The 23730-nt window shown below is 30.7% G+C and carries 22 protein-coding genes and 1 pseudogene; 20 read left to right on the forward strand and 3 right to left on the reverse strand.

Annotated elements, in window-relative coordinates; genetic code table 11:
• The first annotated feature begins 24 nt into the window (after window positions 1-24).
• The 20 genes and pseudogenes from FVE75_RS01635 (at window position 25) to dnaJ (ending at window position 19100) form a co-directional block, all read left to right on the forward strand.
• A complete protein-coding gene (locus tag FVE75_RS01635; protein ID WP_147004898.1) occupies window positions 25-2205 on the forward strand; it encodes a heavy metal translocating P-type ATPase in 2181 nt (726 codons plus the stop codon).
• A 36-nt stretch (window positions 2206-2241) separates the two neighbouring features.
• Window positions 2242-2988: a hypothetical protein gene (locus FVE75_RS01640; protein ID WP_147004899.1), complete on the forward strand. Its 747-nt coding sequence runs from the start codon at window positions 2242-2244 to the stop codon at window positions 2986-2988.
• 50 nt (window positions 2989-3038) lie between these two features.
• The gene (locus FVE75_RS01645) at window positions 3039-3326 is read left to right on the forward strand and encodes a hypothetical protein (protein ID WP_147004900.1); all 288 of its coding nucleotides are present in this window, start codon (window positions 3039-3041) and stop codon (window positions 3324-3326) included.
• 62 nt (window positions 3327-3388) lie between these two features.
• Window positions 3389-4075: a 2,3-diphosphoglycerate-dependent phosphoglycerate mutase gene (gene gpmA, locus FVE75_RS01650; RefSeq protein ID WP_021745298.1), complete on the forward strand. Its 687-nt coding sequence runs from the start codon at window positions 3389-3391 to the stop codon at window positions 4073-4075.
• Window positions 4076-4234: 159 nt separating this feature from the next.
• Window positions 4235-4642 carry a DUF2721 domain-containing protein gene (locus FVE75_RS01655; protein WP_147004901.1) on the forward strand — a complete coding sequence of 136 codons (408 nt, stop codon included), beginning with the start codon at window positions 4235-4237 and terminating at the stop codon, window positions 4640-4642.
• A gap of 188 nt (window positions 4643-4830) precedes the next feature.
• On the forward strand, window positions 4831-6168 hold the full coding sequence (gene glmU, locus FVE75_RS01660) for a bifunctional UDP-N-acetylglucosamine diphosphorylase/glucosamine-1-phosphate N-acetyltransferase GlmU (protein WP_147004902.1): 1338 nt from the start codon (window positions 4831-4833) through the stop codon (window positions 6166-6168).
• A 133-nt stretch (window positions 6169-6301) separates the two neighbouring features.
• Window positions 6302-7294, forward strand: coding sequence for a ribose-phosphate diphosphokinase (locus tag FVE75_RS01665; RefSeq protein ID WP_026745205.1), 993 nt, complete (start codon window positions 6302-6304; stop codon window positions 7292-7294).
• The gene (locus tag FVE75_RS01670; RefSeq protein ID WP_026745204.1) at window positions 7287-7889 is read left to right on the forward strand and encodes an L-threonylcarbamoyladenylate synthase; all 603 of its coding nucleotides are present in this window, start codon (window positions 7287-7289) and stop codon (window positions 7887-7889) included. The genes FVE75_RS01665 and FVE75_RS01670 overlap by 8 nt, the downstream gene beginning before the upstream one ends.
• Window positions 7890-7994: 105 nt before the next feature.
• A complete protein-coding gene (locus FVE75_RS01675; protein WP_147004903.1) occupies window positions 7995-8468 on the forward strand; it encodes a viral A-type inclusion protein in 474 nt (157 codons plus the stop codon).
• Window positions 8469-8512: 44 nt separating this feature from the next.
• Window positions 8513-9721, forward strand: coding sequence for a GspE/PulE family protein (locus tag FVE75_RS01680; protein WP_147004904.1), 1209 nt, complete (start codon window positions 8513-8515; stop codon window positions 9719-9721).
• 77 nt (window positions 9722-9798) lie between these two features.
• Window positions 9799-10116 carry a hypothetical protein gene (locus FVE75_RS01685; RefSeq protein ID WP_197735196.1) on the forward strand — a complete coding sequence of 106 codons (318 nt, stop codon included), beginning with the start codon at window positions 9799-9801 and terminating at the stop codon, window positions 10114-10116.
• Window positions 10117-10191: 75 nt separating this feature from the next.
• Window positions 10192-11108: pseudogene (locus tag FVE75_RS11900) on the forward strand (DDE-type integrase/transposase/recombinase).
• A 909-nt stretch (window positions 11109-12017) separates the two neighbouring features.
• Window positions 12018-13028, forward strand: coding sequence for a heat-inducible transcriptional repressor HrcA (gene hrcA / locus FVE75_RS01700; protein ID WP_147004905.1), 1011 nt, complete (start codon window positions 12018-12020; stop codon window positions 13026-13028).
• 24 nt (window positions 13029-13052) lie between these two features.
• Window positions 13053-13640 carry a nucleotide exchange factor GrpE gene (gene grpE / locus FVE75_RS01705; protein ID WP_147004906.1) on the forward strand — a complete coding sequence of 196 codons (588 nt, stop codon included), beginning with the start codon at window positions 13053-13055 and terminating at the stop codon, window positions 13638-13640.
• Window positions 13641-13705: 65 nt separating this feature from the next.
• Window positions 13706-15529, forward strand: a complete 1824-nt coding sequence (gene dnaK, locus FVE75_RS01710) for a molecular chaperone DnaK (protein ID WP_147004907.1) — start codon at window positions 13706-13708, stop codon at window positions 15527-15529.
• A 134-nt stretch (window positions 15530-15663) separates the two neighbouring features.
• Entirely contained in the window at window positions 15664-15915 is a 252-nt protein-coding gene (locus FVE75_RS01715) for an AbrB/MazE/SpoVT family DNA-binding domain-containing protein (RefSeq protein ID WP_021769887.1), read from the forward strand.
• Window positions 15909-16238 (forward strand): type II toxin-antitoxin system PemK/MazF family toxin, encoded by a 330-nt coding sequence (locus FVE75_RS01720; RefSeq protein WP_147004908.1) that lies wholly within the window; start codon window positions 15909-15911, stop codon window positions 16236-16238. Before FVE75_RS01715 ends, FVE75_RS01720 begins: the two co-directional genes overlap by 7 nt.
• Before the next feature lie 66 nt (window positions 16239-16304).
• Window positions 16305-17186, forward strand: coding sequence for an aldose 1-epimerase family protein (locus FVE75_RS01725; RefSeq protein WP_147004909.1), 882 nt, complete (start codon window positions 16305-16307; stop codon window positions 17184-17186).
• Window positions 17187-17368: 182 nt separating this feature from the next.
• Entirely contained in the window at window positions 17369-17851 is a 483-nt protein-coding gene (locus FVE75_RS01730; protein WP_147004910.1) for a phosphatidate cytidylyltransferase, read from the forward strand.
• A 76-nt stretch (window positions 17852-17927) separates the two neighbouring features.
• Window positions 17928-19100, forward strand: coding sequence for a molecular chaperone DnaJ (gene dnaJ, locus FVE75_RS01735; protein WP_147004911.1), 1173 nt, complete (start codon window positions 17928-17930; stop codon window positions 19098-19100).
• Between the two features lie 414 nt (window positions 19101-19514).
• On the opposite strand, the gene glgP is transcribed toward dnaJ, so the two are convergent.
• The 3 genes from glgP to FVE75_RS01750 all read right to left on the reverse strand — a co-directional run bounded on the left by glgP (window position 19515) and on the right by FVE75_RS01750 (window position 23651).
• Window positions 19515-21788 (reverse strand): glycogen/starch/alpha-glucan family phosphorylase, encoded by a 2274-nt coding sequence (glgP, locus tag FVE75_RS01740; RefSeq protein WP_147004912.1) that lies wholly within the window; start codon window positions 21786-21788, stop codon window positions 19515-19517.
• 395 nt (window positions 21789-22183) lie between these two features.
• Window positions 22184-22474: a ubiquinol-cytochrome C reductase gene (locus FVE75_RS01745; RefSeq protein ID WP_147004913.1), complete on the reverse strand. Its 291-nt coding sequence runs from the start codon at window positions 22472-22474 to the stop codon at window positions 22184-22186.
• Window positions 22475-22529: 55 nt separating this feature from the next.
• Window positions 22530-23651, reverse strand: coding sequence for a hypothetical protein (locus tag FVE75_RS01750; RefSeq protein ID WP_147004914.1), 1122 nt, complete (start codon window positions 23649-23651; stop codon window positions 22530-22532).
• Window positions 23652-23730 lie beyond the last annotated feature (79 nt).

Here is a 23730-nt window from a genome sequence, read left to right on the forward strand (position 1 = left end):
AAATGAAAAAAGAAAGGGATTTTTATGTTAAATAAAGATTATTTGCTGGACTGCAAGATTTTACACGAAATTCGTGGAAGAATCAGAATAAAATCAAGAGCTTTAAAATATCTTGGAATTCATAAGGAAGAGATAACAAAGCAGCTAATGCAGGTTCATTATATCCAAAGTGTTGAGATTTCAAGTATTACAGGAACTATTCTTGTTTATTTTGACAATTTCTCATTAACTGGTGAAAACTTAATATCTTTACTTCAAAATACATTAAATACATATCTAGTAGATATATACAAAAACGAAAAAAAACAAATATCAAATAAATATGTGATTGAAAGACGTCTGCAGGAAGAATCTCCACAGGAAATTATTAAAAATATTGGTGCTGCTGTACTTTTACTGCTACTGCCAAATCCAAAGACAAAATTAACAGGAATCAGGCGCCTATTTAACTACAAAACTTTATCAACAGTTTCTTTAGCCCTGCCTGTTTTAAAAAATGGAATTTATTCTCTTATTCAAAATAAGCGTCCCAACGCAGATACGCTAAGTTCTACAGCTATTGTCAGCAGCATTATTTTAGGAAGTGAACGAACAGCTTTGACAATTATGATTTTAGAAAAATTTGCAGAGCTTCTGACTGTTTATACAATGAAAAAGACACGTGGCGTAATTAAAGACATGTTAAGTGTTGGAGAAAACTATGTCTGGAAGCAGTCTGATGATGGAAATACGGCCAAAAAAGTTCCAATTGAAGAAATTAGCAAGGGAGATTTTATACTTGTTCAAACTGGGGAAAAAATAAGTGTGGATGGAACGATTGAAAAAGGTGAGGCGATAATTGATCAGTCGGCAATTACTGGGGAATATATGCCTGTTACGAAAAAGGCTGGAGAAGAAGTTTTTGCAGGAACACTTTTAAAAAGTGGAAATATTACTGTAAAAGCTGAGAAGGTTGGAGATGACAGGACAGCTTCCAGAATTATAAAATTAGTGGAAGATGCCGCTTTTAACAAGGCTGATATTCAATCTTACGCCGATACATTTTCTGCACAGTTAATCCCGCTTAACTTTCTGCTCGCCGGAATTGTCTATGTTTCAACGAAAAACTTGCAAAAAGCCCTTAGTATGCTTGTAATTGACTATTCATGCGGAATAAGGCTGTCAACAGCAACAGCATTTTCAGCTTCAATTAATACAGCGGCTAAAAATGGAATTTTGATTAAAGGAAGCAACTATCTGGAAGAACTTTCAAGATCTGACACAGTAATATTTGACAAAACAGGTACAATTACCGAAGGAAAACCTAAAATTCAAACGCTGAAGACTTTTGGAAAAAATATGAAAGACAACCGAATGCTTGCACTAGCTGCCGCGGCTGAAGAAACTTCATCACATCCTTTAGCAAGTGCAATTTTGAATGAAATTAAAAATAGAGGATTAAAAATTCCAAAACATAAGGAATCCGTTATTAAAGTTGCAAGAGGGATAGAAACTTTTATAAATAAGGATATTATTCGTGTAGGAAGCCTGAAATACATGGAAGAGAACGATATTTCACTAGAAGTGGCAAGTGATATAGTGAAGGGAATGCAAAATCGTGGAGAAATTGTAATTTACGTGGCTAAAAATAATGATTTAATAGGTGTTATCGGTGTTTCAGATCCGCCTAGGGAAAATATAAAAAAGGCAATGAATCGGCTAAGAAATCAAGGAATAGATGATATTGTACTGTTAACGGGAGATTTGAGACAGCAGGCTGAAACTATCGCTTCAAGAATGTCAATGGATAGATACGAGTCTGAACTGATGCCTGAGGACAAGGCTAAAGATATTTTAAAATTCCGTTCAATTGGTTCAAAAGTTATTATGATAGGTGACGGAATAAACGACGCTCCTGCCCTTTCCTACGCAAATGTAGGAATAGCTCTAGGAAGTTCACGTACCGACATTGCGATGGAAGCTGCTGATGTTACAATAACTTCAGACGACCCATTACTAATACCAGGTGTAATTGGTTTAGCAAAAAACACTGTAAAAATAATAAAGCAGAATTTTGCAATGGCAATTGGAATAAATAGTTTTGCCCTTGTATTAGGTGCAACAGGACTTCTGCCTGCAATATACAGTTCAATTTTGCATAACTCTATCACAATTTTAGTAGTTGGAAATTCATTGCGACTATTAAAATACGATGTTAATAAATAAAAATTTTTGTGTTTTTGAAGGAGTTTGAATTAAGATATGAAAAAACTAACCTTAATAATACTGCATAAATTACCGAATCGTGTCAGATTCAAAATTTCACACGATATTGCCAATACAAAAAAATTTTTTGAAACAGTAAAAGTTGAAACTAAAAATACAGCTTTACGGTATAATCAGACTATAAATACTTTGCTCGTTACATTTGAGCCTGAAGAAATTTCAATAGATGAAGTAATTTACCGAACTGCGACTGCCTTATCAGTTGAACATGGCATGACTTCAGTAAAACTTGTTGAAGATTTTGAAGAAAAATCAATAGATTTACTGTCTGTTTATTCTGGAGCCGCAATATTACTTTCTTTCCTGTATGGGCTTGGCAAAAGTAAAGTTGAAAAATTACAAATGGGCATAAATAACTTTACAGCAGGGCTGACAACCGCAGCAATTATCGAGCATGCTTACAGGGAAACACAGCGTAAAGGTTTTTTTGACATTGAAATATTGCCTGCATTATATTTGCTCAAATCGTATCTGGCAAACAGATCGGTTACAGCGATAGCGCTTATGTGGTTTACAACTTTTGGACGGCATCTTGTATTAAATAACTTTTCCAACAAGGAAGTAAGAATTTATCGTTTAAAAGCTGATAATGGAAAATCTCATTATGTTGTAGATGTAAGAAATGATAATTCTATTGAAAATCTGAGTGATTTGATAGATCACATATTTTTCAATAACAGGGCAGGCAATGAGCCAGATGACAAATACATTGCTTTGCAATAAAAATTAATAAATGATAAAATAATAACAAATAAAAATTTGGAGGTATAAAAATGATAAAATTTGGAAACATTAAAAAGGAACATTTAGTAGGAGCAGCAATCGGAGTAGGAACTGTAGCAGTAGGTTATTACCTGTACAAAAAAAATCAAAATAAAGTTGACAGTTTTTTAAGAAAACAAGGAATAAATATAAAAACATCTTCAGAAGCAACTTATGATAATATGAACCTTGAAGAATTGATGACAACAAAGGAACATCTTGAAGATTTAATTGCTGAAAAAGAACTATCTACAAACACAGCCTCTGTAGAAGCAGTTGTGGAAACTGAAACAAAATAATAAAATAAAGCCACTTTTTATTAGTTCAAATATAAAACAACTTTATCAAAAGGAGGAAAACAATGAAATTAGTATTAATTCGTCATGGAGAAAGTGAATGGAACTTGGAAAATAAATTTACTGGATGGAAAGATGTAGATTTGACTTCAAAAGGAGTGGAAGAGGCAAAAGCTGGAGGTAAAGCATTAAAGGAAATGGGGTTAGTTTTTGACATTGCGTACACATCTTATTTGAAAAGAGCCATTAAAACTCTTAATTACGTTTTGGAAGAACTGGATGAACTATACATTCCAGTTTACAAATCTTGGAGATTGAATGAACGTCATTATGGAGCATTACAAGGATTAAACAAAGCTGAAACTGCTAAAAAATATGGAGACGAGCAAGTCCTTATTTGGAGAAGAAGCTTTGATGTTGCCCCGCCTGCAATAGACAAATCAAGCGAATACTATCCAAAATCAGATAGAAGATATGCAGATTTATCTGATTCTGAAGCGCCACTTGGAGAAAGCCTTAAAGATACTATCGAAAGAGTTCTGCCTTACTGGCACTCACATATTTCAAAAAGTTTGCAGGAAGGGAAAAATGTTATTGTAGCAGCTCACGGAAATAGTTTGCGTGCTTTAATAAAATATTTGCTAAATATTTCAGATGACGATATTTTAAAACTGAATTTAACAACAGGAAAACCTTTAGTATTTGAAATAGATAAAGATTTAAAAGTGTTGTCATCACCAGATTCATTTTAATTTTAATAAAAATAAAATCTTTTAAGCAAGGGCAAAATTTTAGTCCTTGCATTTTTATTTTGCATTTTTTAGTAATTTCAATTATAATAAAAATAAAGTGTAGTATTTAAATTGTTAAATAAATATATATTATAAAAAATTGAAAGGATGATGAAAAATATGACTTTGGAAATAACTACCCCAGCTGTTCTTTTTCCTACGGTATCTCTTCTTTTGCTGGCATATACTAACAGATTTTTGGCACTTACAGCCATTGTCAGACAGATGGATTCGAGCGGAGAAATCGAGCATGAATTTTATCAGGTTAAGAATCTGAAGAAACGGTTAAATTATATTAAAAAGATGCAGTACTTTGGAGTTTCTAGCTTATTATTATGTGCTGTTTCAATGTTATTCCTGTTTTTCCAAATAAATTTTATTGGATATATAAGTTTTGGGATAAGTCTAGTGTCACTCATAATTTCGTTAATATTTTCATTGTTAGAAATTCAGATTTCACTAGAGGCATTGAGGATTCATTTGAATTATAATAAAGATAGTGAGAATGAAGAGAAAAAAAAACTTTGATTTAAAGATATTTTATTAAAAAATTATTTATATTATTTGAATAAATCAGAAAAAATTGATATAATTAAACAGAAAAGAAATTTTAAGATTAAACTCAAAAATTTGAGTTTTTTTAAACACTAGATTTTTTATAGCTTGAGTAAAATAAAAACAAATATTTTATTGTTAATAATTTTAAGGAGGAAATAATGATTTCGGTAATTTTAGCGGCTGGAAAAGGGACTAGAATGAAGTCTGAACAGTCTAAAGTTCTGCACAAAGTGAACGGTGTTCCGATGATTAGAAGAGTGGTCAATGTACTAGAAAATATTGGGAATGATAAAAATATTTTTATTCTAGGACATAAAAAGGAAGATGTTTTAGCTGAAATGGGAAATGTTGTTTATGTTACACAAGAAGAACAGCTTGGAACAGGACATGCTATTTTAATTGCAAAGGATAAAATCAAGGAATATGGAGAAAATGTATTAATCACTTGTGGAGATACTCCGCTTTTGAAGGAAGAAACATTGAAAAAATTAAAGGATACGTTTGAGGAAAAAAATCTTGATTGTATTGTACTTTCATGTAAAGTTAAAAATCCATTTGGATATGGTCGGATTGTTAAGAAAAATGATAAGATTTCAAACATTGTTGAAGAAAAGGAAGCAAGCGAAAGTCAGAAAAAAATAGATGAAATTAATACAGGAGTATATATTTTCAAAAATGAAAGTCTGCTTTATGCGATAGAAAAAATTGACAATAACAATTCAAAAGGTGAATATTATTTAACCGATGCTATAAAAATATTGACAAATGAAGGTTACAGTGTTGACAGCTTTCAAATTGAAGATGAAGAGGAAATCTTAGGAGTAAACTCAAAAGCTCAGTTAGCGCAGGCAAGTAAAATTTCAAGAAACAGAAAAAATACTGAACTTATGGATAACGGAGTAATTCTCATTGACCCAGATACAACTTATATTGAAGATAATGTTGAAATTGGACAGGATACTGTAATTCATCCAAATGTTACAATTCAAGGTAATACGAAAATCGGGAAAAACTGCGAAATCTTGGGAAATACGAGAATTGAAAATTCTGTGATTGCTGATAATGTGAAAATAGAGGCTTCTGTTGTTGAGCAGTCTACTCTTGAGGAAGGGGTAACTGTGGGACCTTTTGCACATTTACGTCCAAAGGCGCATTTGAAAGAAACTGTACATGTGGGAAACTTTGTGGAAATAAAAAATGCTACGCTTGAAAAAGGTGTGAAAACAGGGCATTTGACTTATATTGGAGATGCTGAAGTTGGGGAAAATACGAATATCGGTGCAGGTACAATCACTTGCAATTATGACGGGAAAAATAAACATAAGACAAAAATTGGAAAAAATGCATTTATTGGAAGCAATTCAATAATTGTAGCACCTGTAGAAATTGGTGATAAAGTACTAACTGCCGCAGGTTCTGTTATTACAAAGAATATTCCTAATGAAGCACTTGCATTTGGAAGGGCAAAACAGGTAAATAAAGAAAAAAATAAGTAAAACATTTTGAAAAATGTCAAAAAATCAGAAAATGTTATAAAACATTTATTATGTAAATTTAAGACCTTATAACTTAATGGAAAATAAAAATATTTTAATAAAAATTCAAAATATAGAGAGAAAGGGAAATGAAATGATAACATTAACCAAGGAAGACAAGAGCAGAATAAGAATATTTGCAGGAACATCAAGTGAAGTTTTAGCGCAAAAAATTGTAAAATATTTGGATATGGATTTATCATCTGCTGAAATTGTAAGATTTGCCGATGGAGAAACTTTTGCAAAGTCAAATGAAAGTGTACGGGGATGCAAGGTGTTTATCATCCAATCTACTTCAAAGCCTGTAAATGAAAGTATTATGGAGCTTTTAGTTTTTATTGATGCGATTAAAAGGTCATCAGCCAGAGAAATTATTGCAATAATTCCTTATTACGGGTATGCAAGGCAGGACAGAAAGGCAAGTCCACGTGAGCCAATCACATCAAAACTTGTTGCAAACCTGCTTACTGTTGCAGGAGCTACAAGAGTAGTTACAATGGATTTACATGCAAGACAAATTCAAGGATTTTTTGACATTCCAGTGGATCACATGGAAGCATTGCCAATTTTGGCTAAACACTTTATAAAATATGGATTCCACCCGGAAGATACTGTTGTTGTTTCACCTGACGTTGGAGGCGTAAAAAGAGCAAGAGGGCTTGCAAACTGGCTTCATACACCGCTTGCGATAATTGACAAAAGACGTGCGAAGGCAAATGTTTCAGAAGTTATGAATATTATTGGAGATATAAAAGGGAAAAAAGCCATCTTAATTGACGATATGATTGACACAGCGGGAACAATTTGCAATGCGGCGCAGGCTCTGATTGACAAAGGGGCATCGGAAGTTTACGCATGTGCTACACACGCCGTATTCTCAGATCCTGCAATCGAAAGATTAAAAAACTCAGCCTTTACAGAAGTTGTGGTAACTGACACAATCCAATTGCCCGAAGACAGAAAATTCGACAAATTGAAAATTTTATCAACAAGTAAAATGTTGGCGGAAATAATAAAAAGAATTGCTACAAATAATCCAATAAGCGACTTATTTGAAATGCCGGTTGATGATGGTAACGATGACTAAAATTCAAAATGCAGTAAATATTTTAAAAAAGGGAGGAGTTGCCATATTTCCAACGGACACTGTTTATGGAATAGGCACTCTTCCCAAAAAAGAATACATGGAAAAAATTTATAAAATAAAAAAAAGGGATTTTTCAAAAAAAATAATCGCTTTAATCAGTGATAAAAATAAATTAGCAGAATTAATAAACGAAACTGATGAAAATATAAAAAAAATTGAAAATATACTCAAAAAATATTGGCCGGGAGAACTAACTGTCATCTTTCGTGCAAATCAGAATTTTACAAAACATTTTGATAAAAATATGGAAACAATTGGAATTCGTATTCCAAAAAATGAAACTGCCCTTGAAATAATAAAAAAATCTGGAGGCGTTTTATTAACCACAAGTGCAAATATTTCAGGCGAAAATGCTGTCACTAAAGTAGAAAAACTGAGCGAGGAATTAATAAAAAATGCAGATATAATTATTTCAAATGAAAAAGTGAAACTGACAGGAAAACCTTCTACAATTGTGAAATATGAAGATGGAAAATTGACATTGCTAAGAGAAGGAAATATTGCATTTGAAGAAATAATCAATAATTTTAGATGATGATATTTAAGATTAAATTGACAAAAGTTAGATATTTGAGTAGAATAATTATAATTTTAATAAATTATTATAAATATAAAAATAATAAATGGAAAGGAGTCTTTTATGGCAAAAATGGTAAATCCAAATACTGTTAGCAATATGGATTTAATAAATGCAAAATCACAAGCGAAAATGCAGCAGCTTGTACAAAAAATTGGAAAAGGAAAAAGAAAAGTCAATATTACATTTTCTAAAATGTCAAGAAGTTATCTAACAAGAATGATTGAAGAAATGAGAAAAATGATGAGTCAGTATGAAAAACAGCTGCCAAACGTATTTGGTTTCTTTAAATATCTAGAAAATGAAGTAAAAATAACAAAGGCAAACAAAAAGGAAAAAACTAAAAATGTAAAACTTTCTTATGAAGAAGTTGACTTTTTTAAATTACAGCTAAAGGAAACATTAAAGGGGATTGATGCACAACGTGCAGCTTTGAAATGGTACAACTTGATTAAAAAGGCATTATTTAAAACATTGAAAAAGCAGACAGAATTAGTACTAGAAGAATTTAATGCTGGAAGTGTAAAAAAGAAATAACTAAAAATAAAAAACTATAAAAGCGGGAAGGGAAATTGAGGACAATGAATGAAAAAATAACTGAGAAAGTAAAATTAAAGGATATTTCTGATAATAAAAAAAATAATTTGTTATCAAAAGATACAGTTTCTTATTTAAATGAAATTGTAAAGGCTGGATTTAAGGAGCGTGCCAGCGATATTCACATAAAATTTGACTTGCTGGAAGGCACGGAAATAAAATACCGAGTTGACGGGTATCTTATGGAAAGTGAAAAATTATATGAATCCGTAAACAAAAAGGTACTTGAAAAAAATATTACAGAAATTATTGCCAGAATAAAAATTTTGGCGGGAATGAATGTTGCAGAGAAAAGAAAGCCACAAGATGGCAGCTTTTCTTTTTTATTGAATATAAAAAATATTAATAAGCGATATGACATAAGAGCAGCCTATATGCCAACAATTGGCGGAGAAAGCATAGTTCTACGTATTCTTGAAAATTATCTGGAAGACATAAACCTTGAAACACTAGGATTTTCGAACCAAAGCATAGCAATGCTAAATGAGATTTTAACTAGAAAGTATGGAATGATACTTGTAAGCGGACCGACAGGCTCTGGAAAATCCACAACCTTAAAATCCTTAATAAATATGTTAAATGACGGAAGAAAAAAAATCATAACGGTAGAAGACCCTGTAGAAAGCAAAATTGACGGAATTATTCAAATACAGGTAAATCAGAGTATCGGAGTAACATTTGCTGAAGTCTTGAAAGCTACATTAAGAAATGACCCCGATATTATTGTAATTTCAGAAATTAGAGATGAAGTTACGGCTGAAATTGCTGTAAGAGCAGCATTAACAGGACATCTTGTAATTTCGACAATTCACACAAACGATGCTGTTTCCACATTAATCAGGCTAGTAGATATGGGCATTCCAAAATACTTGATACTAGATTCATTAATCGGAGTAATTGGACAAAGACTAGTTGGGAAAAAGTGCCAGAAATGTATGGGAGAAGGCTGTGATGAATGCTCCAGCGGATACAGCGGCAGAATTTCGATAAATGAGCTGCTTGTACTAAATCAAGATGTGCGAAATATTTTGAAAGAAGACAATCATCTTGGCTCTGAAACAAAAAATAAATTGAAAATACTGAATCAAAAGTACCAAAATCAGAAATGTTTTATTGATTTTATGGAAGATGCGGATGAAAAAATAGAAAAAAATCTAATCTCTGAAAGGGAAAAAACGAGTATTATCTTTTAAGAAAATATCAAAAATACAAAATTAAGCAATAATTAGTTTAATGATTGAAATACGAAGAGAAAGAGTAGGTAATTAAGATGAAAAAGTTGAAGTTTATATTATTGATTTTGGTAAGTATTTTCTGTTTAAATTTCTGTCTTACAACAGCTGCAATCATAGGTTCAATGCAGGGGGATGGTTTATTACCTCCTCCTAAACCTGAAAGTCCTTATTATTATGGTAATAATAAGAAATTGAATACCTTGCTTCTTACTGAAAATAAAAAAAAGATAGAGATTGGAAATAGTAATGTACAAATTTCTATACCTGAAGGATTATGGTTAAAGAATAGTGATAATAGTCTTATTAATGAAACATTGAGTAAAAAAAAATGTTGTGAGATAATACATATGTGACAAGAATATACAAAAAAAGAAAGGTTTCTGATATAATGTAAATCTACCAAACCACATTAAGGAGAAACCTTTCATATGAGTAGTATATCAGAAATATACCGTGTTCGTCAACGGGCAATTGAGTATGCAATAAAACATAATAATAATTCAAAGGCAGCAGTGAAGTATAAGACATCACGTCAGCAGATAAAACGTTGGAGAGACAGATACGACGGAACAGTCCAGTCTCTTCTGCCAAAAAGCAGAAGACCTAAAAGCCACCCAAACCAGCACACGCAAGAAGAAATAGAGCTGGTTATGAAAAAGTACAGGAAATTTGGCTATGAAGGGCTGGCAGAAGTCTATGTTAAAGCAAGAAAGGAAGGCTACAGCCGTACATACGATTCAATGTGCAAGATAATAAGGAAAATGAAGGGCAATGCCAAAGAAAAGCCTAAAAAGCAGCATAAAAGAAAAAGAAAGTTGAACAGGCGAAGTACCTGGGAAAGAGTGCAGATAGACATAAAATATGTTCCAGAAGAATGCATACAGTTTGGAACACGTGACCAGAAGTATTATCAAATAACAGCATTAGATGAATATACAAGAAAAAGAGTGTTAAGGATAGCAGATGAAAAAGCACCTATCAGACTGCAAAGTTTCTAGAGAACTTGGAAAGGGAGCTGGGATTTGACATAAAGAAAGTTCAGACAGATAATGGGAAAGAGTTCACAAATTCTGAAAGTGATAAGAAAACACTGTTTGAGCTGAAACTGGAGGAGAAGGGGATAGAGTACGTGACAACCCGTCCATATTCGCCATGGGAGAATGGAAAAGTGGAAAGAAGCCACAGGCTTGACAGCAAGTACTATGCAGACAAGAAATTTAAAAGCAAGGAAGAACTGTTAAGGGCAATAAGGAAATACAATACAAGATACAACAACATATCAAGAAAAGTACTGGGCTTTAAGAGTCCAAATGAAGTATTAAAAGAGTACAAGGAAAATCAGTAGGTTAAAGATACATTAGGAAAGAAATATTTTTTTAATATATTTTTGTAACAAATGTTTGACATCTATACATTAATGAAACATTGAGTAAAAAAAAATCATTTGAATTATCTGGTGATTATCTAGGAAAATCAATTATATTGCCAATCAATATTTATAATGAAAATTTTGAAGAATTTGCAAAAAAAGAAAATTTAGTTAAAATAAATAAAAATACATACTTTAACAAATTTGAATATGGGAGTAAAAAATTAAATTGAATCAAATTATAAAAAAATTAATGACAATGCTTTTGCCGTTACAAGTTTTGATGATACGAAAGAAATTTCTAAAAATTTCTTTTAGAGTTGATGAAAGATTGGTAAAAGTTAAACTTTATATTGATAGAACTAATAATTATTGTGTTTTGATAAATAATAAAGTAAATTTTATATATTGAAGAACAGACAAATAAAATATGAACTGTACCTGAAATTTTGTATAACAAGATGGAGGGTGCAGTTTTTTATTATTTTTTAGATATTTTGATTATTTGAAATATTGGGTTTATATCCTTTATTAAAAAAGTTTTTAATGAATTCGTTATTTAAATGAGGTTTAGCATAAAATAAATATATAGTAAAACTAGTTTAAAACAGAACTCAAAAGTTATGACTGTTTTACTCAAACCCTAAAGTATATAATTTCTAGTAGTTCAATTTTAAAAGGGTTCGAGTATATTATAGAAAATTGAAAAAATAAACTTAAAAAACTCAGTATTTATTATATTTATCTCAATATCATAAAAATTTTTTGAAAAAATGAAAAAAAATTTAAAAAAAGTGTTGACAAATTTAAAAAAATGTAATATTATATATCTATAGTTAGCAACCTAAGTTAGAGAGTGCTAACAACAAAAAGGAAGGTGCCGAGATGAATGATAGGGAGCAATTGATTTTAAAGGCTATTATCAAGCACTATCTGGAATTTGGTGAGAGTGTGGGATCACGGACACTTGAGAAAAAATACAATATTGGAGTGTCTTCGGCCACTATTCGAAATACAATGGCAGATTTGGAAGATAAGGGCCTAATTGTAAAAACACATACATCTTCTGGACGTATTCCGACAAGTGAAGGATATAAGCTGTATGTCGATGAGCTTTTGAAAATCAGAGATATTTCTCAGGAGGAAAAGGCGAAAGTCATGCAGGCGTACAATAAGAGGATGAATCAAATTGATACTATATTTGAGGAAACATCCAGATTATTGTCAAAAATTAGTCAATATGCCGGGGTTGTATTAGAGCCGGCGTTTACGCAGGAAGGTGTAAAAAAGGTAAAATTGGTACATATTGATGAAACGACTATACTTGCCGTAGTTGTAATGAATTCTTCCCTTACAAAAAATTTAAATATCTTTCTAGAAAATCCTGTAACTGAAAATGAAGTGGAAACAATAAATAGTTTTTTAAATGAAAAAATTGCGAACAGTGAGTATTTTACATTATCTGACTTAAAGGATTTTTTCACGAATACAAATTTATTTATGCAAAGCGATTTTCAGGATAATATGATTTCTGATGAAGGAAAATTATTTTTTGAAGGTGGAACGAATCTCATTGAAAACAATGCCTCTGATGTAATGAACCTTATAAACCGTGTAAAATTGTTTAATAATCCGAATGATTTACGGAACGTGTTTGCACAGTTTTTACAGATGGAGGAATTTAAGGATAGAGAAGTTAATGTAATTTTCGGAGAAGATTTGAATATTGCAGGGCTTGAAGATTTCTCATTTGTATTCTCGGTTTATACGCTTAATAATGCGAAGGGGATTATCGGTGTGATTGGACCAAAACGAATGGAATATTCAAAGACGGTTGGACTCGTTGAATATGTAGCAGAAGAAGTGAATCAGTTATTAAATCAAAAAAATAAATAATAAGAAGGAGAGTGGGTTTTTTAAATGGCGGAAAAAGATTTGGAAAAGGAAAATTTGGAAGGTGAAGCTGTACAGAATGAGGCGGTTGAAGAGCAAAATAAAAATGTAGAAAATCAAGAAGCTGAAAAAAGTGCAGAAGAAACTTCTGATAATTGTGATGATAAAGTAAAGAAATTAGAAGCTGAACTTGAAGAATGGAAAAATTCATATACAAGAAAGTTAGCTGAATTTCAAAACTTCACAAAAAGAAAAGAAAATGAAGTTGCTGAAATGAGAAAATACGCTTCTGAAGGAATTATCGTAAAATTGCTTGACAATATAGATAATCTGGAAAGAGCGGTTGATGCATCGAAGGAAAGTCAAAACTTTGATTCATTAATCGAAGGAGTTAATATGATTTTGAATAATCTAAAAAATCTATTGACAGAAGAAGGCGTAGAAGAAATTGAAGCGGCTGGAAAAGAGTACGATCCTTACGAACATAAAGCAATGATTACTGAAAACAAAGAGGAACTAGATGACAACGTGGTTGTGCAAGTTTTCCAAAAAGGGTACAAAATGAAAGGAAAAGTTGTAAGACCTGCGATGGTTACTGTAAATAAGAAACAATAAAAATTGAAATAAAAAATAAATAAATTAAATTTATAAAAAATTGATAATAAAGGAGAATGATAGATATGAGTAAAATAATAGGAATAGATTTAGGGACAACAAACAGCTGCGTGGCAGTTATGGAAGGTGGAAACTTTGCTATAATACCAAATTCTGATGGTGGAAGAACTACTCCGTCAGTAGTAAATATCAAGGATAATGGAGAAATTATTGTAGGAGAAATTGCAAAAAGACAGGCTATTACAAATCCTGATTCAACTGTAATTTCGATTAAAACTCACATGGGAAGCGACTATAAAGTTGATATTAATGGAAAAAGCTATACACCACAAGAAATTTCAGCAATGATTCTTAAAAAATTGAAAAAAGATGCTGAAGCTTACTTAGGTGAAGAAGTAACAGAAGCTGTAATTACAGTGCCTGCATACTTTACAGATGCACAAAGACAAGCAACAAAAGATGCTGGAGAAATTGCAGGACTTAAAGTTCAAAGAATTATAAATGAGCCAACAGCGGCTGCATTGTCTTATGGATTAGATAAGAAAAAAGAAGAAAAAGTATTAGTATTTGACTTAGGTGGAGGTACATTTGACGTATCTGTGCTTGAAATTGGGGATGGAGTTGTGGAAGTTATTTCAACTTCTGGAAATAACCACTTAGGTGGAGATAATTTTGACCAAAAAATTATTGACTGGTTAGCTGATGAATTTAAAAAAGAAACTGGAATTGACTTGAGAAATGATAAAATGGCAATTCAAAGATTGAAAGATGCGGCAGAAGATGCTAAGAAAAAATTGTCAACTACACTAGAAACACAAATTTCATTACCATTTATTACAATGGATGCAACAGGACCTAAACATTTGGAGAAAAAATTGACTCGTGCGGCATTTGATGAATTGACAAAAGACTTGGTTGAAGCAACTAAAGGACCAGTAAAACAAGCATTGGAAGATGCTGATTTAAGTCCTAGCGATATTGATGAAGTATTGTTAGTTGGAGGTTCTACAAGAATTCCAGCGGTTCAAGAATGGGTAAAATCTTTCTTAGGAAAAGAACCTAACAAATCAATCAACCCTGATGAAGTAGTTGCAGCAGGAGCGGCAATTCAAGGTGGAGTATTGATGGGAGACGTTAAAGACTTATTATTATTAGACGTAACTCCATTATCATTAGGAATTGAAACAATGGGAGGAGTATTTACTAAAATTATCGAAAGAAATACTACAGTTCCTGTTAAAAAATCACAAGTATTCTCAACAGCGGCAGATAATCAGCCAGCAGTATCAATAGTTGTATTGCAAGGGGAAAGAGCAAGAGCGGCTGATAACCATAAATTAGGAGAATTTAACTTAAATGATATTCCACCTGCACCAAGAGGAGTACCTCAAATCGAAGTAACATTCGACATTGATGCAAACGGAATTGTACACGTTTCTGCAAAAGACTTAGGAACTGGAAAAGAAAACACAGTAACAATTTCTGGAAGTTCTAACTTATCTAAAGACGACATCGAAAAAATGAAAAAAGATGCCGAAGCACACGAAGCTGAAGATAAGAAATTCCAAGAATTAGTAGAAGCAAGAAATCAAGCTGACCAATTAGTAATCGCAACAGAAAAAACTATAAAAGAAAATGAAGATAAACTTCAAGGAACTGAAAAAGAAGACATCGAAAAAGCAATCGAAGAATTGAAAAAAGTAAAAGATGGCGACGATGTAGAAGCAATCAGAAAATCAATTGAAGAATTATCAAAAGTTTCTCAAGGTTTCGCAACAAGAATGTACCAAGAAGCAGCTCAAGCACAACAAGCACAAGGCGGAGAAACAGCTGGAGAAAATAACAACTCTGGTGCTAATGATGTGGAAGATGCAGAAGTTGTGGATTAATTAAGAAATAGAAATTTAAAGTGAAAAATAGGATTGAGAAGGGGAATTAGTTCTCCTTCTTTTATAAAAAATAATTGATTTTTTCATAAAAAAAGTATATACTATGTATATACTTAATAGAAAGAGAGATTATTATGGCAGAGGTTTTAAAAATACAAAAATGGGGAAACAGTCAAGGAATAAGACTTCCTAAAAAAATATTGGAAATACTTGATTTAAAGGTAAATGACACTATTTTGATAGAAGAGGGAGATGATTGCCTTAAATTAAAAAAAATAAAAAAAGAAAAAAGAAAGACAATAAAGGAATTATTTGCAAATTATAATGAGGATTATGAAAAACAGGAAATAGATTGGGGAGAACCAGTAGGTAAAGAGGTATGGTAAAACAAGGGGATATAATAAAGATAAATTTTAATCCGCAGGTAGGACATGAACAAGCTGGATATCGTCCTGCGGTTATAGTAAGCAATGATACTTTCAATAAGGTAACAAATTTAGTTTTAGTTTGTCCGATTACAAATTCAATAGATAAATTTCCGCTTCATATAAAATTAGACAGTCGGACTGCTACTACGGGTATAATCTTATGTGAACACCTTAAGTCTTTGGATATTACTACAAGAAGTTATAAAATTATTGAAAAATTACCAGAGGACATTTTAGAAAAAGTTGTAGACATTATTTTTTCTGAAGTAGAAATTGAATAAAAAATAAATTTGGTACAATAATAAAATCAAAATAAATAAAAATCTTTAAAAAAGGATGTGTCGAAGATGGAAAGTACAATAAACACTCTAAAATATGGGAATGTTGAAATTTCAGTTACAGACAGAGGAGCGGAATTACAAAGTTACAAAGTGGACGGAGAAGAGTTTATGTGGGATAGAAAGCCTGAGTTTTGGGCTGCCAGTTCCCCTGTGTTGTTTCCGTTTGTTGGAAGTATAAAAAATGGGGCTTATAGTTACAACGGAAAAGAGTATAAAATTTCTACACGGCATGGGTTTGCTCGGACTGAGGATTTTGAACTGGTTGAGAAAACTGAAAATTCTTTGAAGTTTAGATTTTCTTCAAATAAGGAAACTTTGGAGAAGTATCCGTTTGAGTTTGAACTGTTTATAACTTATACAATTGTCGAAAATACTCTGGAAATTGGGTATAATGTTGTGAATAAGAATGATTCTGATATGTATTTTTCACTTGGGACACATCCTGCATTTGCACTTGATGTAACTGATGATATAAAATTGAGTGATTATTATTTGGAATTTGAAAAAAATGAAACTTCGCAGAAATATAAACTTACCGATAATGGGTTAGTTTTTGATGAAAAAGCTGATTGCTTGAATAATGAGAATAAATTGCAGATTACTGAAACTGTGTTTGATGATGATGCAATAGTATTTGATGATTTGAAATCAGAGAAAGTTACGATAAAAAATAGTAAAAATTCTAAGGAACTTAGCGTTGATTATAAAGGATTTCCTTATATTGCATTTTGGAGCAAGCCAAAAGCTCCTTATGTGTGTATAGAGCCTTGGTATGGAATTTCGGATTTTGAGAATGCAAGCGGGAAACTGGAAGAAAAAACAGGGATTTTGAAATTGGAAAAAGATAGTGAATTTTTCGCAAAATTGATTATTGAAGGTAAAAAATAGACAAAAATTTAAATTTTATATTGGTTTTATTGGCAAATTAGGTTATAATATATTCAATTAGCTGTGAAACCAATTATTAGATGATTATAATTTTTTGGATACCAGTTATAAAACTAAAAAATTATAAGTTCCTGACAATTTAGAAGATATTTTATGGAATTGTATAATAGAAGGAAGTGAAAATGCTAGAGATACTAAAAAATAATTTGAAGAAATTTTCGATTTTTGTAGGTTCGGTATCGTTTGGAATGTTATTTTATAATTATAATTTTAACTTTTCAAACTTATACATATTTATATATTTTCTAATTGTATTAGGAGTTTGTTTTTTTGTTAATAAATCACTAAAGGCTGGATTTGAAAATGCGATTGTAGAAACTTTGTTACTGATTCTAATTTACGTACTACCATTGAATATTAGTTTTAAGTCATTTTTATACGGAGTTTTCATATTTATTTCAATTAGCTCGATTTTTAATAAAATAAGAGAAGTTGGAAAAGGAAAAGAACCTGTGACAGGGGCTTTATATTTGTTAATTACATTAATGATAGTGCTTATACTTTATAGATCTCCAGGACTTCTAATATACTTTAGAGGTATGGAAAATATAAATAATGAGATGCTTATGTTATTTGGACTAATAAGTCTACTTGGAAGCATTTAAGTTTTGAGAAAATTGATATTATTATAACGAAAGATTAAATAAAATTTGCAGAAGTGGAAAGGATGAAAGATAGAAAATGGCAAAAAGAGATTATTATGAAGTGCTTGGCGTACCTAAAAACGCTTCGGAACAGGATATAAAAAAAGCGTATAGGAGTATGGCAAAAAAATATCATCCTGACAGAAATAAGGATAATCCTGAAGCTGAAGCCAAATTTAAGGAAGTACAGGAAGCAAATGAAATATTGAGTGACCCACAAAAAAGGGCAGCTTATGATCAATATGGACATGCTGCATTTGAAAATGGGGGAACTGGAGCAGGTGGCTTTGGTGGACAAGGCTTCGGAGGCTTTGGCGGAGGTGCCGGTGGATTTGATTTTGAGGATTTAGGAGATATTTTTGGAAGTTTTTTTGGTGGAAGAAGTCGAAGTCAAGGACCAAGAGTTCATCAAGGGGATGATTTAAGATACAACTTAACATTAACTCTTGAGGAAGTGGCTTTTGGTACAGAAAAAGAATTAAAATATAAAAGAGATGGACAATGTAAAACTTGTCATGGAAGTGGAGCTGAGCCAGGACACAATATGAAAACATGTGATAAATGTAATGGTTCAGGACACGTAAGAGTGCAACAGAGAACATTGTTTGGTATGACAAGCGGAATACAGGAATGCGACAAATGTCACGGAACAGGGAAAATTCCTGAAAAAGAATGTCATACTTGTCATGGAACAGGATTAGAAAGAGAAACACATACAAGAAAAGTAAGATTTCCAGCAGGAGTAGAAACAGGACAAAGATTAGTTGTAAGAGAAGGTGGAAATGCTGGAGCAAATGGTGGAATCTTCGGAGATTTATATGTGTATATAACTGTTGCAAAGCATGATATTTTTGAAAGAATAAGTGAATATGATATTCGTTGTGAAGTACCTTTGAAAATGACAACGGCTATTTTAGGCGGAGAAGTGGAAGTGCCTACACTTAGTGGCAAGAAGAAAATAGTAATTCCTGAAGGAACTCAAAATGGAAAAACATTCAGATTGAGAAATGAAGGAATTAAATATGGCCGAAGTGAAAATAGAGGAGATGAAATTGTAGAAATAAAAGTGGAAACACCAACAAATCTTACTGACAAACAAAAAGAAATCTTACGTGAATTTGATGGCTCGCTTGACAATAAGAAAAATTACAAAAAAGCACATTCATTTAAAGATAAGATAAAAAGGTTTTTTAGTAAATTTGAAAATTAAAAAAAAAGAATAAATATAAAAATATTCTAGTCGTAGCTGATTAGAATATTTTTTTATATCTAATACTAATCTCCTTTAAAAAATAGGAGTAAATTTTTTAATGAGATTGTTCAATAACTAATTCATAATTATTCAACTTTTTACCTTTTTTATTTTATACTCGAACCCATTTAAAATTGAACTGATAGAAATTATATAATTTAGGGTTTGAGTAAAATAGTCATAATTTTTGAGTTCCGTTTTAAATTAGTTTTACTAGATACTAGGCTCTATTTAAAAGATGAAAATTATATCTTAGAATTAAATAAAAATACTAGGTTGTTATCCTTTATTAGAAAAGTTTGTAATGAATTCGTTATTTAAATAGAATTAAAAAAAACAGGGAGTTAAGAATTAATCCCTGTTTTATAAAATTTATTTAGTTCCTTTAGTTTTCCAAATTTCATTTTCATATTGTGCGATTGTTCTATCTGATGAGAAGAATCCTGCTTTTGCTATGTTGTTTATTACTTTTTTGTACCACAAGTCTTTGTTTTCATAGTCTTTAAACATTTTTTCTTTTGTGTTGTAGTAATCTTCAAAGTCAATTAATGTCATGAACCAGTCTTTGTTTATTAATTCGTTTTGAAGTCTTTCTAATCTTTCTTTATTTCCTACTTTTAATAATTTGTCTGAAGTTATGAAATCAACTACTTCTTTTATTCCATCTTGCTTGTAGTAATCTTTTGAAACATAACCTGATGTTTCATATAATTTAATTATATAATCACTATTTTTTCCAAAAATGTAAATATTTTCATCGCCTACAAGATCATGAATTTCCACATTCGCTCCATCCATTGTTCCAAGAGTCAATGCTCCATTTAGCATAAATTTCATATTTCCAGTTCCACTGGCTTCTTTTGAAGCAAGCGAGATTTGCTCAGAAATATCTGTTGCTGGAATAATTTTTTCAGCCAACCCTACATTGTAGTTTTCAACTAGGTAAACATTTAAGTATTTGTTTACTTCTGGGTCGTTGTTTATTATTTCTGATAGACAAAGTATTAAGTGGATTATGTCTTGAGCAATGATGTAGGCTGGTGCAGCTTTTCCACCAAATAATACTGTTATCTTTCTTTCTGGTAATTTTCCATTTTTAATGTCTAAATATTTTTTAATTACATACAAAGCATTCATTTGTTGACGTTTATATTCGTGGAATCTCTTAATTTGAGTATCAATGATACTGTTTTCATCAATAACGATTCCTTGTGTATGTTGTAAGTATTTTTTCAATTTAATTTTATTTTCGTGTTTAATTTGTGATAATTTTTCATAAACATTTTTATCATCAACATATTTTAAAAGTTCTTTTAGATTTTCAGCATCTGTTAAGTATCCTGTACCAATTAATTCTTTCAAGTAGTCTGCCAAGTCTTCGTTACAGCTTTCAAGCCATCTTCTGAATGTAATACCATTTGTCTTATTATTAAATTTGTTTGGATAAATTTCATAAAATTCTTTAAGTTCACTATTTTTCAAGATTTCAGTATGCAGATAAGCAACTCCGTTTACACTTGAAGAAAAATGAATATCCATATTTGCCATATGAACTCTATTTTGTCCATCAATAATTTGTACTTTTTCATCTGAATATTTAGCTTTTATAACTTTATCCAATTTTTTTATAATTTCAACAATATTTGGCACAACTTCTTCCAGATAGTCTAAAGGCCATTTTTCCAATGCTTCTGCCAAAATTGTGTGATTTGTGTATCCTGTCATTTTTGTTACAATTTCTGTTGCTTCTTCAAAAGAAATATTATGCTCTTCCGTCATAATACGAATTAATTCAGGGATTACAATACTTGGGTGTGTATCGTTAATTTGAACAAATGCGTAGTCTGCTAAATCGTGAATGTTGCTTCCTTTTTCAGTTGCTTCAGCAATAATCAATCTTGCTGCATTTGATACCATGAAATATTGCTGATAAATACGTAACAATTCTCCTTTTTTTGTACTGTCGTCAGGATATAGGAATAATGTTAGATTTTTTTCAATATTTTCTTCATCGAACGATATTCCATTTTCTATCAAATTGTAGTCAATGCTTTCAATATCAAACAAATTCAAATAATTTTTTGTATCTTTTTCATATCCTAAAATATCAATTCTTTTTAATTTTGAATGTAAACTGAAGTTTTTGAATTTAACTTCATATCCAATATTTGTATCTCTTAGCCAACTTTGGTCTTCTATCCAGTAGTTTGCTTCAGCTTTTTGCTCATTGTTCTTGAAAACCTGCTTAAACAGTCCGCAGTGATAGTTAAGTCCAACTCCTTCTCCATTGATTCCTAAAGTTGACATTGAATCAACAAAGCATGAAGCAAGTCTTCCAAGTCCACCGTTTCCTAATGAAGGTTCCACTTCTATTTCTTCAATGTGGCTCAAGTTTTTTCCTGCAGCCTTCAATTCTTCCCTTACTTCCTTATAAATCCCCAAATTAATCAAATTATTTGACAACAATTTTCCAATTAAGAACTCTGCAGAAATGTAGTATATTTTCTTTTTAGATTTATTAGGTGTTTTTTCATCTGCTCTTTCTTTAACATATTCCAGTAATTTGTAATAAATTTCTTGATTTGTCATTTCATTTAAATTTTTTTCATTTTTTTTCTTTAAAAAATCTGTAAAATTATAACTCACTGTTTTGATTATTTCCTTTCAAATAAATTTTGTTTTTTATAATAAATTTAATGGTTTAACCACTTCAAAATTGGATTATTGTTATAATAAATAAACTTGTAATTTAAGCAATTTAGTTATAAGTTATATCCAATTTTAAAGTTGTTTTACTATGTTGCCATATTATATAATTTATTTTAAAGTTTGTCAAGACGTTTACGTAAATGTCGAAAAGATTGGGGTATGAAAAGACTTGAAGAAAATAAAAAATATACCTCCAATTTAATTTTCAAGATTGGAGGTACAGTAATAATATTTTTTCAAAAATTTCTCAATTATGTTTTGTTATTTTACTTCTTATATGACATTTTAAATTTTTTTATTTAAAATATTTAAAAAATATTATTTTTAGTAAATTAATTACCAATATAGTCAAAAGTTTCCAAAGTTAAATTTCTATTTCCATTTCCATAAAAATACACTTTAAATACTGTTCCTTTGGAAAATTTGTAATAAGTCTGGTCAACAAGTCCTGTAAAATTAAATGTTTTTCCTGACTGAAGGCTCACACAGTTTGCGAATCTTTTGCCATCTTTTGTCATACCTCTTGAAGTTACACGGCATTTTTCAACATTTCTTAACGTCTTTTGTGCTGCAAAACTGTAGGCACTTGCTAATATTAAAAATGCAAAAATAATTTTTTTCATAATAAATCAGCTCCCATTACTGTAATTTTTAGTTATTTGTGAAAATTTATAAATTCTACCATTGTATACCCAGCCTTTTTACAAGCTGTGCATAATTTGCAGGAGGCATCCAGTATTTTATGATTTTCTTATTTTTATTGAACACATCCAGTGCTTTTTCTTTTTCTCCCTTTTTGAGATAAACATCTATCATAATTGCAAATAATTCATTCATCGGATGATTTTTGCTGTTTTCATAAATAAATTCCGGATATTTTTTTGTATCGACATTTTTATATGCTTCAATTCCTTTTTGTGCATAATTTAATATTTCTGAATAATTATCAGGATAATTATGATAAATAAAATCTGTCATAATACGGTATCCTTCCGGATAATCAGGGAGATTTTCTATTAATTTTTGCGATATTCTTTTAAAATTGATGTTATCAGGATTTTTTACCGGTGAGTAAAGTATTAGAAGCATTTTATAATCATCAATTTTTGCTGTTTTATTTTTTATTTTTTCCTCTTTTTCACTAATTAAAAGCTCTTTTTCTTCCTTTGTTGTTATAGGACTTCTTGCTATTTCCCCTATTGTTTTATCCATCCCCTTTATTTTATAATTATCAAGTGAAAGAATATTTATAAATTCCTTATTGCAGTCTTTGGGAATTACCCATCTTCCGATTGGAATATTATATTCAAATTTTACAGTCATCTCTTTTTCGATATATTTTATGTCATTCTTCTTTAATTCACTTTTTAAAAAGGAAGATATTTCCTGTTCTATTATTTCCATCTGTGTTAGGCTGCTTTTTCCTTTAACTAACGAATTAAAATCTTTATTTTTATAAAATTTAGACATTATATAGTTTAAATCGGGATATTTTAGTGACACATTTACATAAGCCAGTTTTATGTCCCTTCCGTTTCCATTTTTCTGCTTCGTTAGTTCAATTTTATTTATTTTATATGTAAGATATTTATAGCTTTCCTGTGAAGTACGCCAGACATTCCTCCATATTAAATGATATTCATTAACTTTTTTTGTATCTTCATTTTTTGCTGCATTGATATAATCTTCAAAAGCCGCTATTACAGCCTTTTTATCATCATTCTCTTCAGCACTTTGGCTAATTTCGCAGCTTGTTATAAACATAATTGCCAGTAAAATAAATGATATAAATCTTTTCATGATTCCTCCTGATTTTTCTAATAATAAATTTTCCTGATTGCACTAAAAATGCTATATTTTTTAGCTTTTTAATCAAAAA

It is taken from the genome of Leptotrichia hongkongensis, assembly GCF_007990635.1.
Lineage (GTDB): Bacteria > Fusobacteriota > Fusobacteriia > Fusobacteriales > Leptotrichiaceae > Leptotrichia > Leptotrichia hongkongensis.

Coding starts and splice junctions, on each gene's coding strand:
- FVE75_RS01640 (WP_147004899.1), top strand. CDS start 2,242: ATGAAAAAACTAACCTTAATAATACTGCATAAATTACCGAATCGTGTC.
- FVE75_RS01675 (WP_147004903.1), top strand. CDS start 7,995: ATGGCAAAAATGGTAAATCCAAATACTGTTAGCAATATGGATTTAATA.
- hrcA (WP_147004905.1), top strand. CDS start 12,018: ATGAATGATAGGGAGCAATTGATTTTAAAGGCTATTATCAAGCACTAT.
- grpE (WP_147004906.1), top strand. CDS start 13,053: ATGGCGGAAAAAGATTTGGAAAAGGAAAATTTGGAAGGTGAAGCTGTA.
- glmU (WP_147004902.1), top strand. CDS start 4,831: ATGATTTCGGTAATTTTAGCGGCTGGAAAAGGGACTAGAATGAAGTCT.
- FVE75_RS01655 (WP_147004901.1), top strand. CDS start 4,235: ATGACTTTGGAAATAACTACCCCAGCTGTTCTTTTTCCTACGGTATCT.
- FVE75_RS01635 (WP_147004898.1), top strand. CDS start 25: ATGTTAAATAAAGATTATTTGCTGGACTGCAAGATTTTACACGAAATT.
- FVE75_RS01720 (WP_147004908.1), top strand. CDS start 15,909: ATGGTAAAACAAGGGGATATAATAAAGATAAATTTTAATCCGCAGGTA.
- FVE75_RS01665 (WP_026745205.1), top strand. CDS start 6,302: ATGATAACATTAACCAAGGAAGACAAGAGCAGAATAAGAATATTTGCA.
- dnaJ (WP_147004911.1), top strand. CDS start 17,928: ATGGCAAAAAGAGATTATTATGAAGTGCTTGGCGTACCTAAAAACGCT.
- dnaK (WP_147004907.1), top strand. CDS start 13,706: ATGAGTAAAATAATAGGAATAGATTTAGGGACAACAAACAGCTGCGTG.
- FVE75_RS01730 (WP_147004910.1), top strand. CDS start 17,369: ATGCTAGAGATACTAAAAAATAATTTGAAGAAATTTTCGATTTTTGTA.
- FVE75_RS01745 (WP_147004913.1), bottom strand. CDS start 22,474: ATGAAAAAAATTATTTTTGCATTTTTAATATTAGCAAGTGCCTACAGT.
- FVE75_RS01750 (WP_147004914.1), bottom strand. CDS start 23,651: ATGAAAAGATTTATATCATTTATTTTACTGGCAATTATGTTTATAACA.
- gpmA (WP_021745298.1), top strand. CDS start 3,389: ATGAAATTAGTATTAATTCGTCATGGAGAAAGTGAATGGAACTTGGAA.
- FVE75_RS01725 (WP_147004909.1), top strand. CDS start 16,305: ATGGAAAGTACAATAAACACTCTAAAATATGGGAATGTTGAAATTTCA.
- FVE75_RS01715 (WP_021769887.1), top strand. CDS start 15,664: ATGGCAGAGGTTTTAAAAATACAAAAATGGGGAAACAGTCAAGGAATA.
- FVE75_RS01680 (WP_147004904.1), top strand. CDS start 8,513: ATGAATGAAAAAATAACTGAGAAAGTAAAATTAAAGGATATTTCTGAT.
- FVE75_RS01685 (WP_197735196.1), top strand. CDS start 9,799: ATGAAAAAGTTGAAGTTTATATTATTGATTTTGGTAAGTATTTTCTGT.
- FVE75_RS01645 (WP_147004900.1), top strand. CDS start 3,039: ATGATAAAATTTGGAAACATTAAAAAGGAACATTTAGTAGGAGCAGCA.
- FVE75_RS01670 (WP_026745204.1), top strand. CDS start 7,287: ATGACTAAAATTCAAAATGCAGTAAATATTTTAAAAAAGGGAGGAGTT.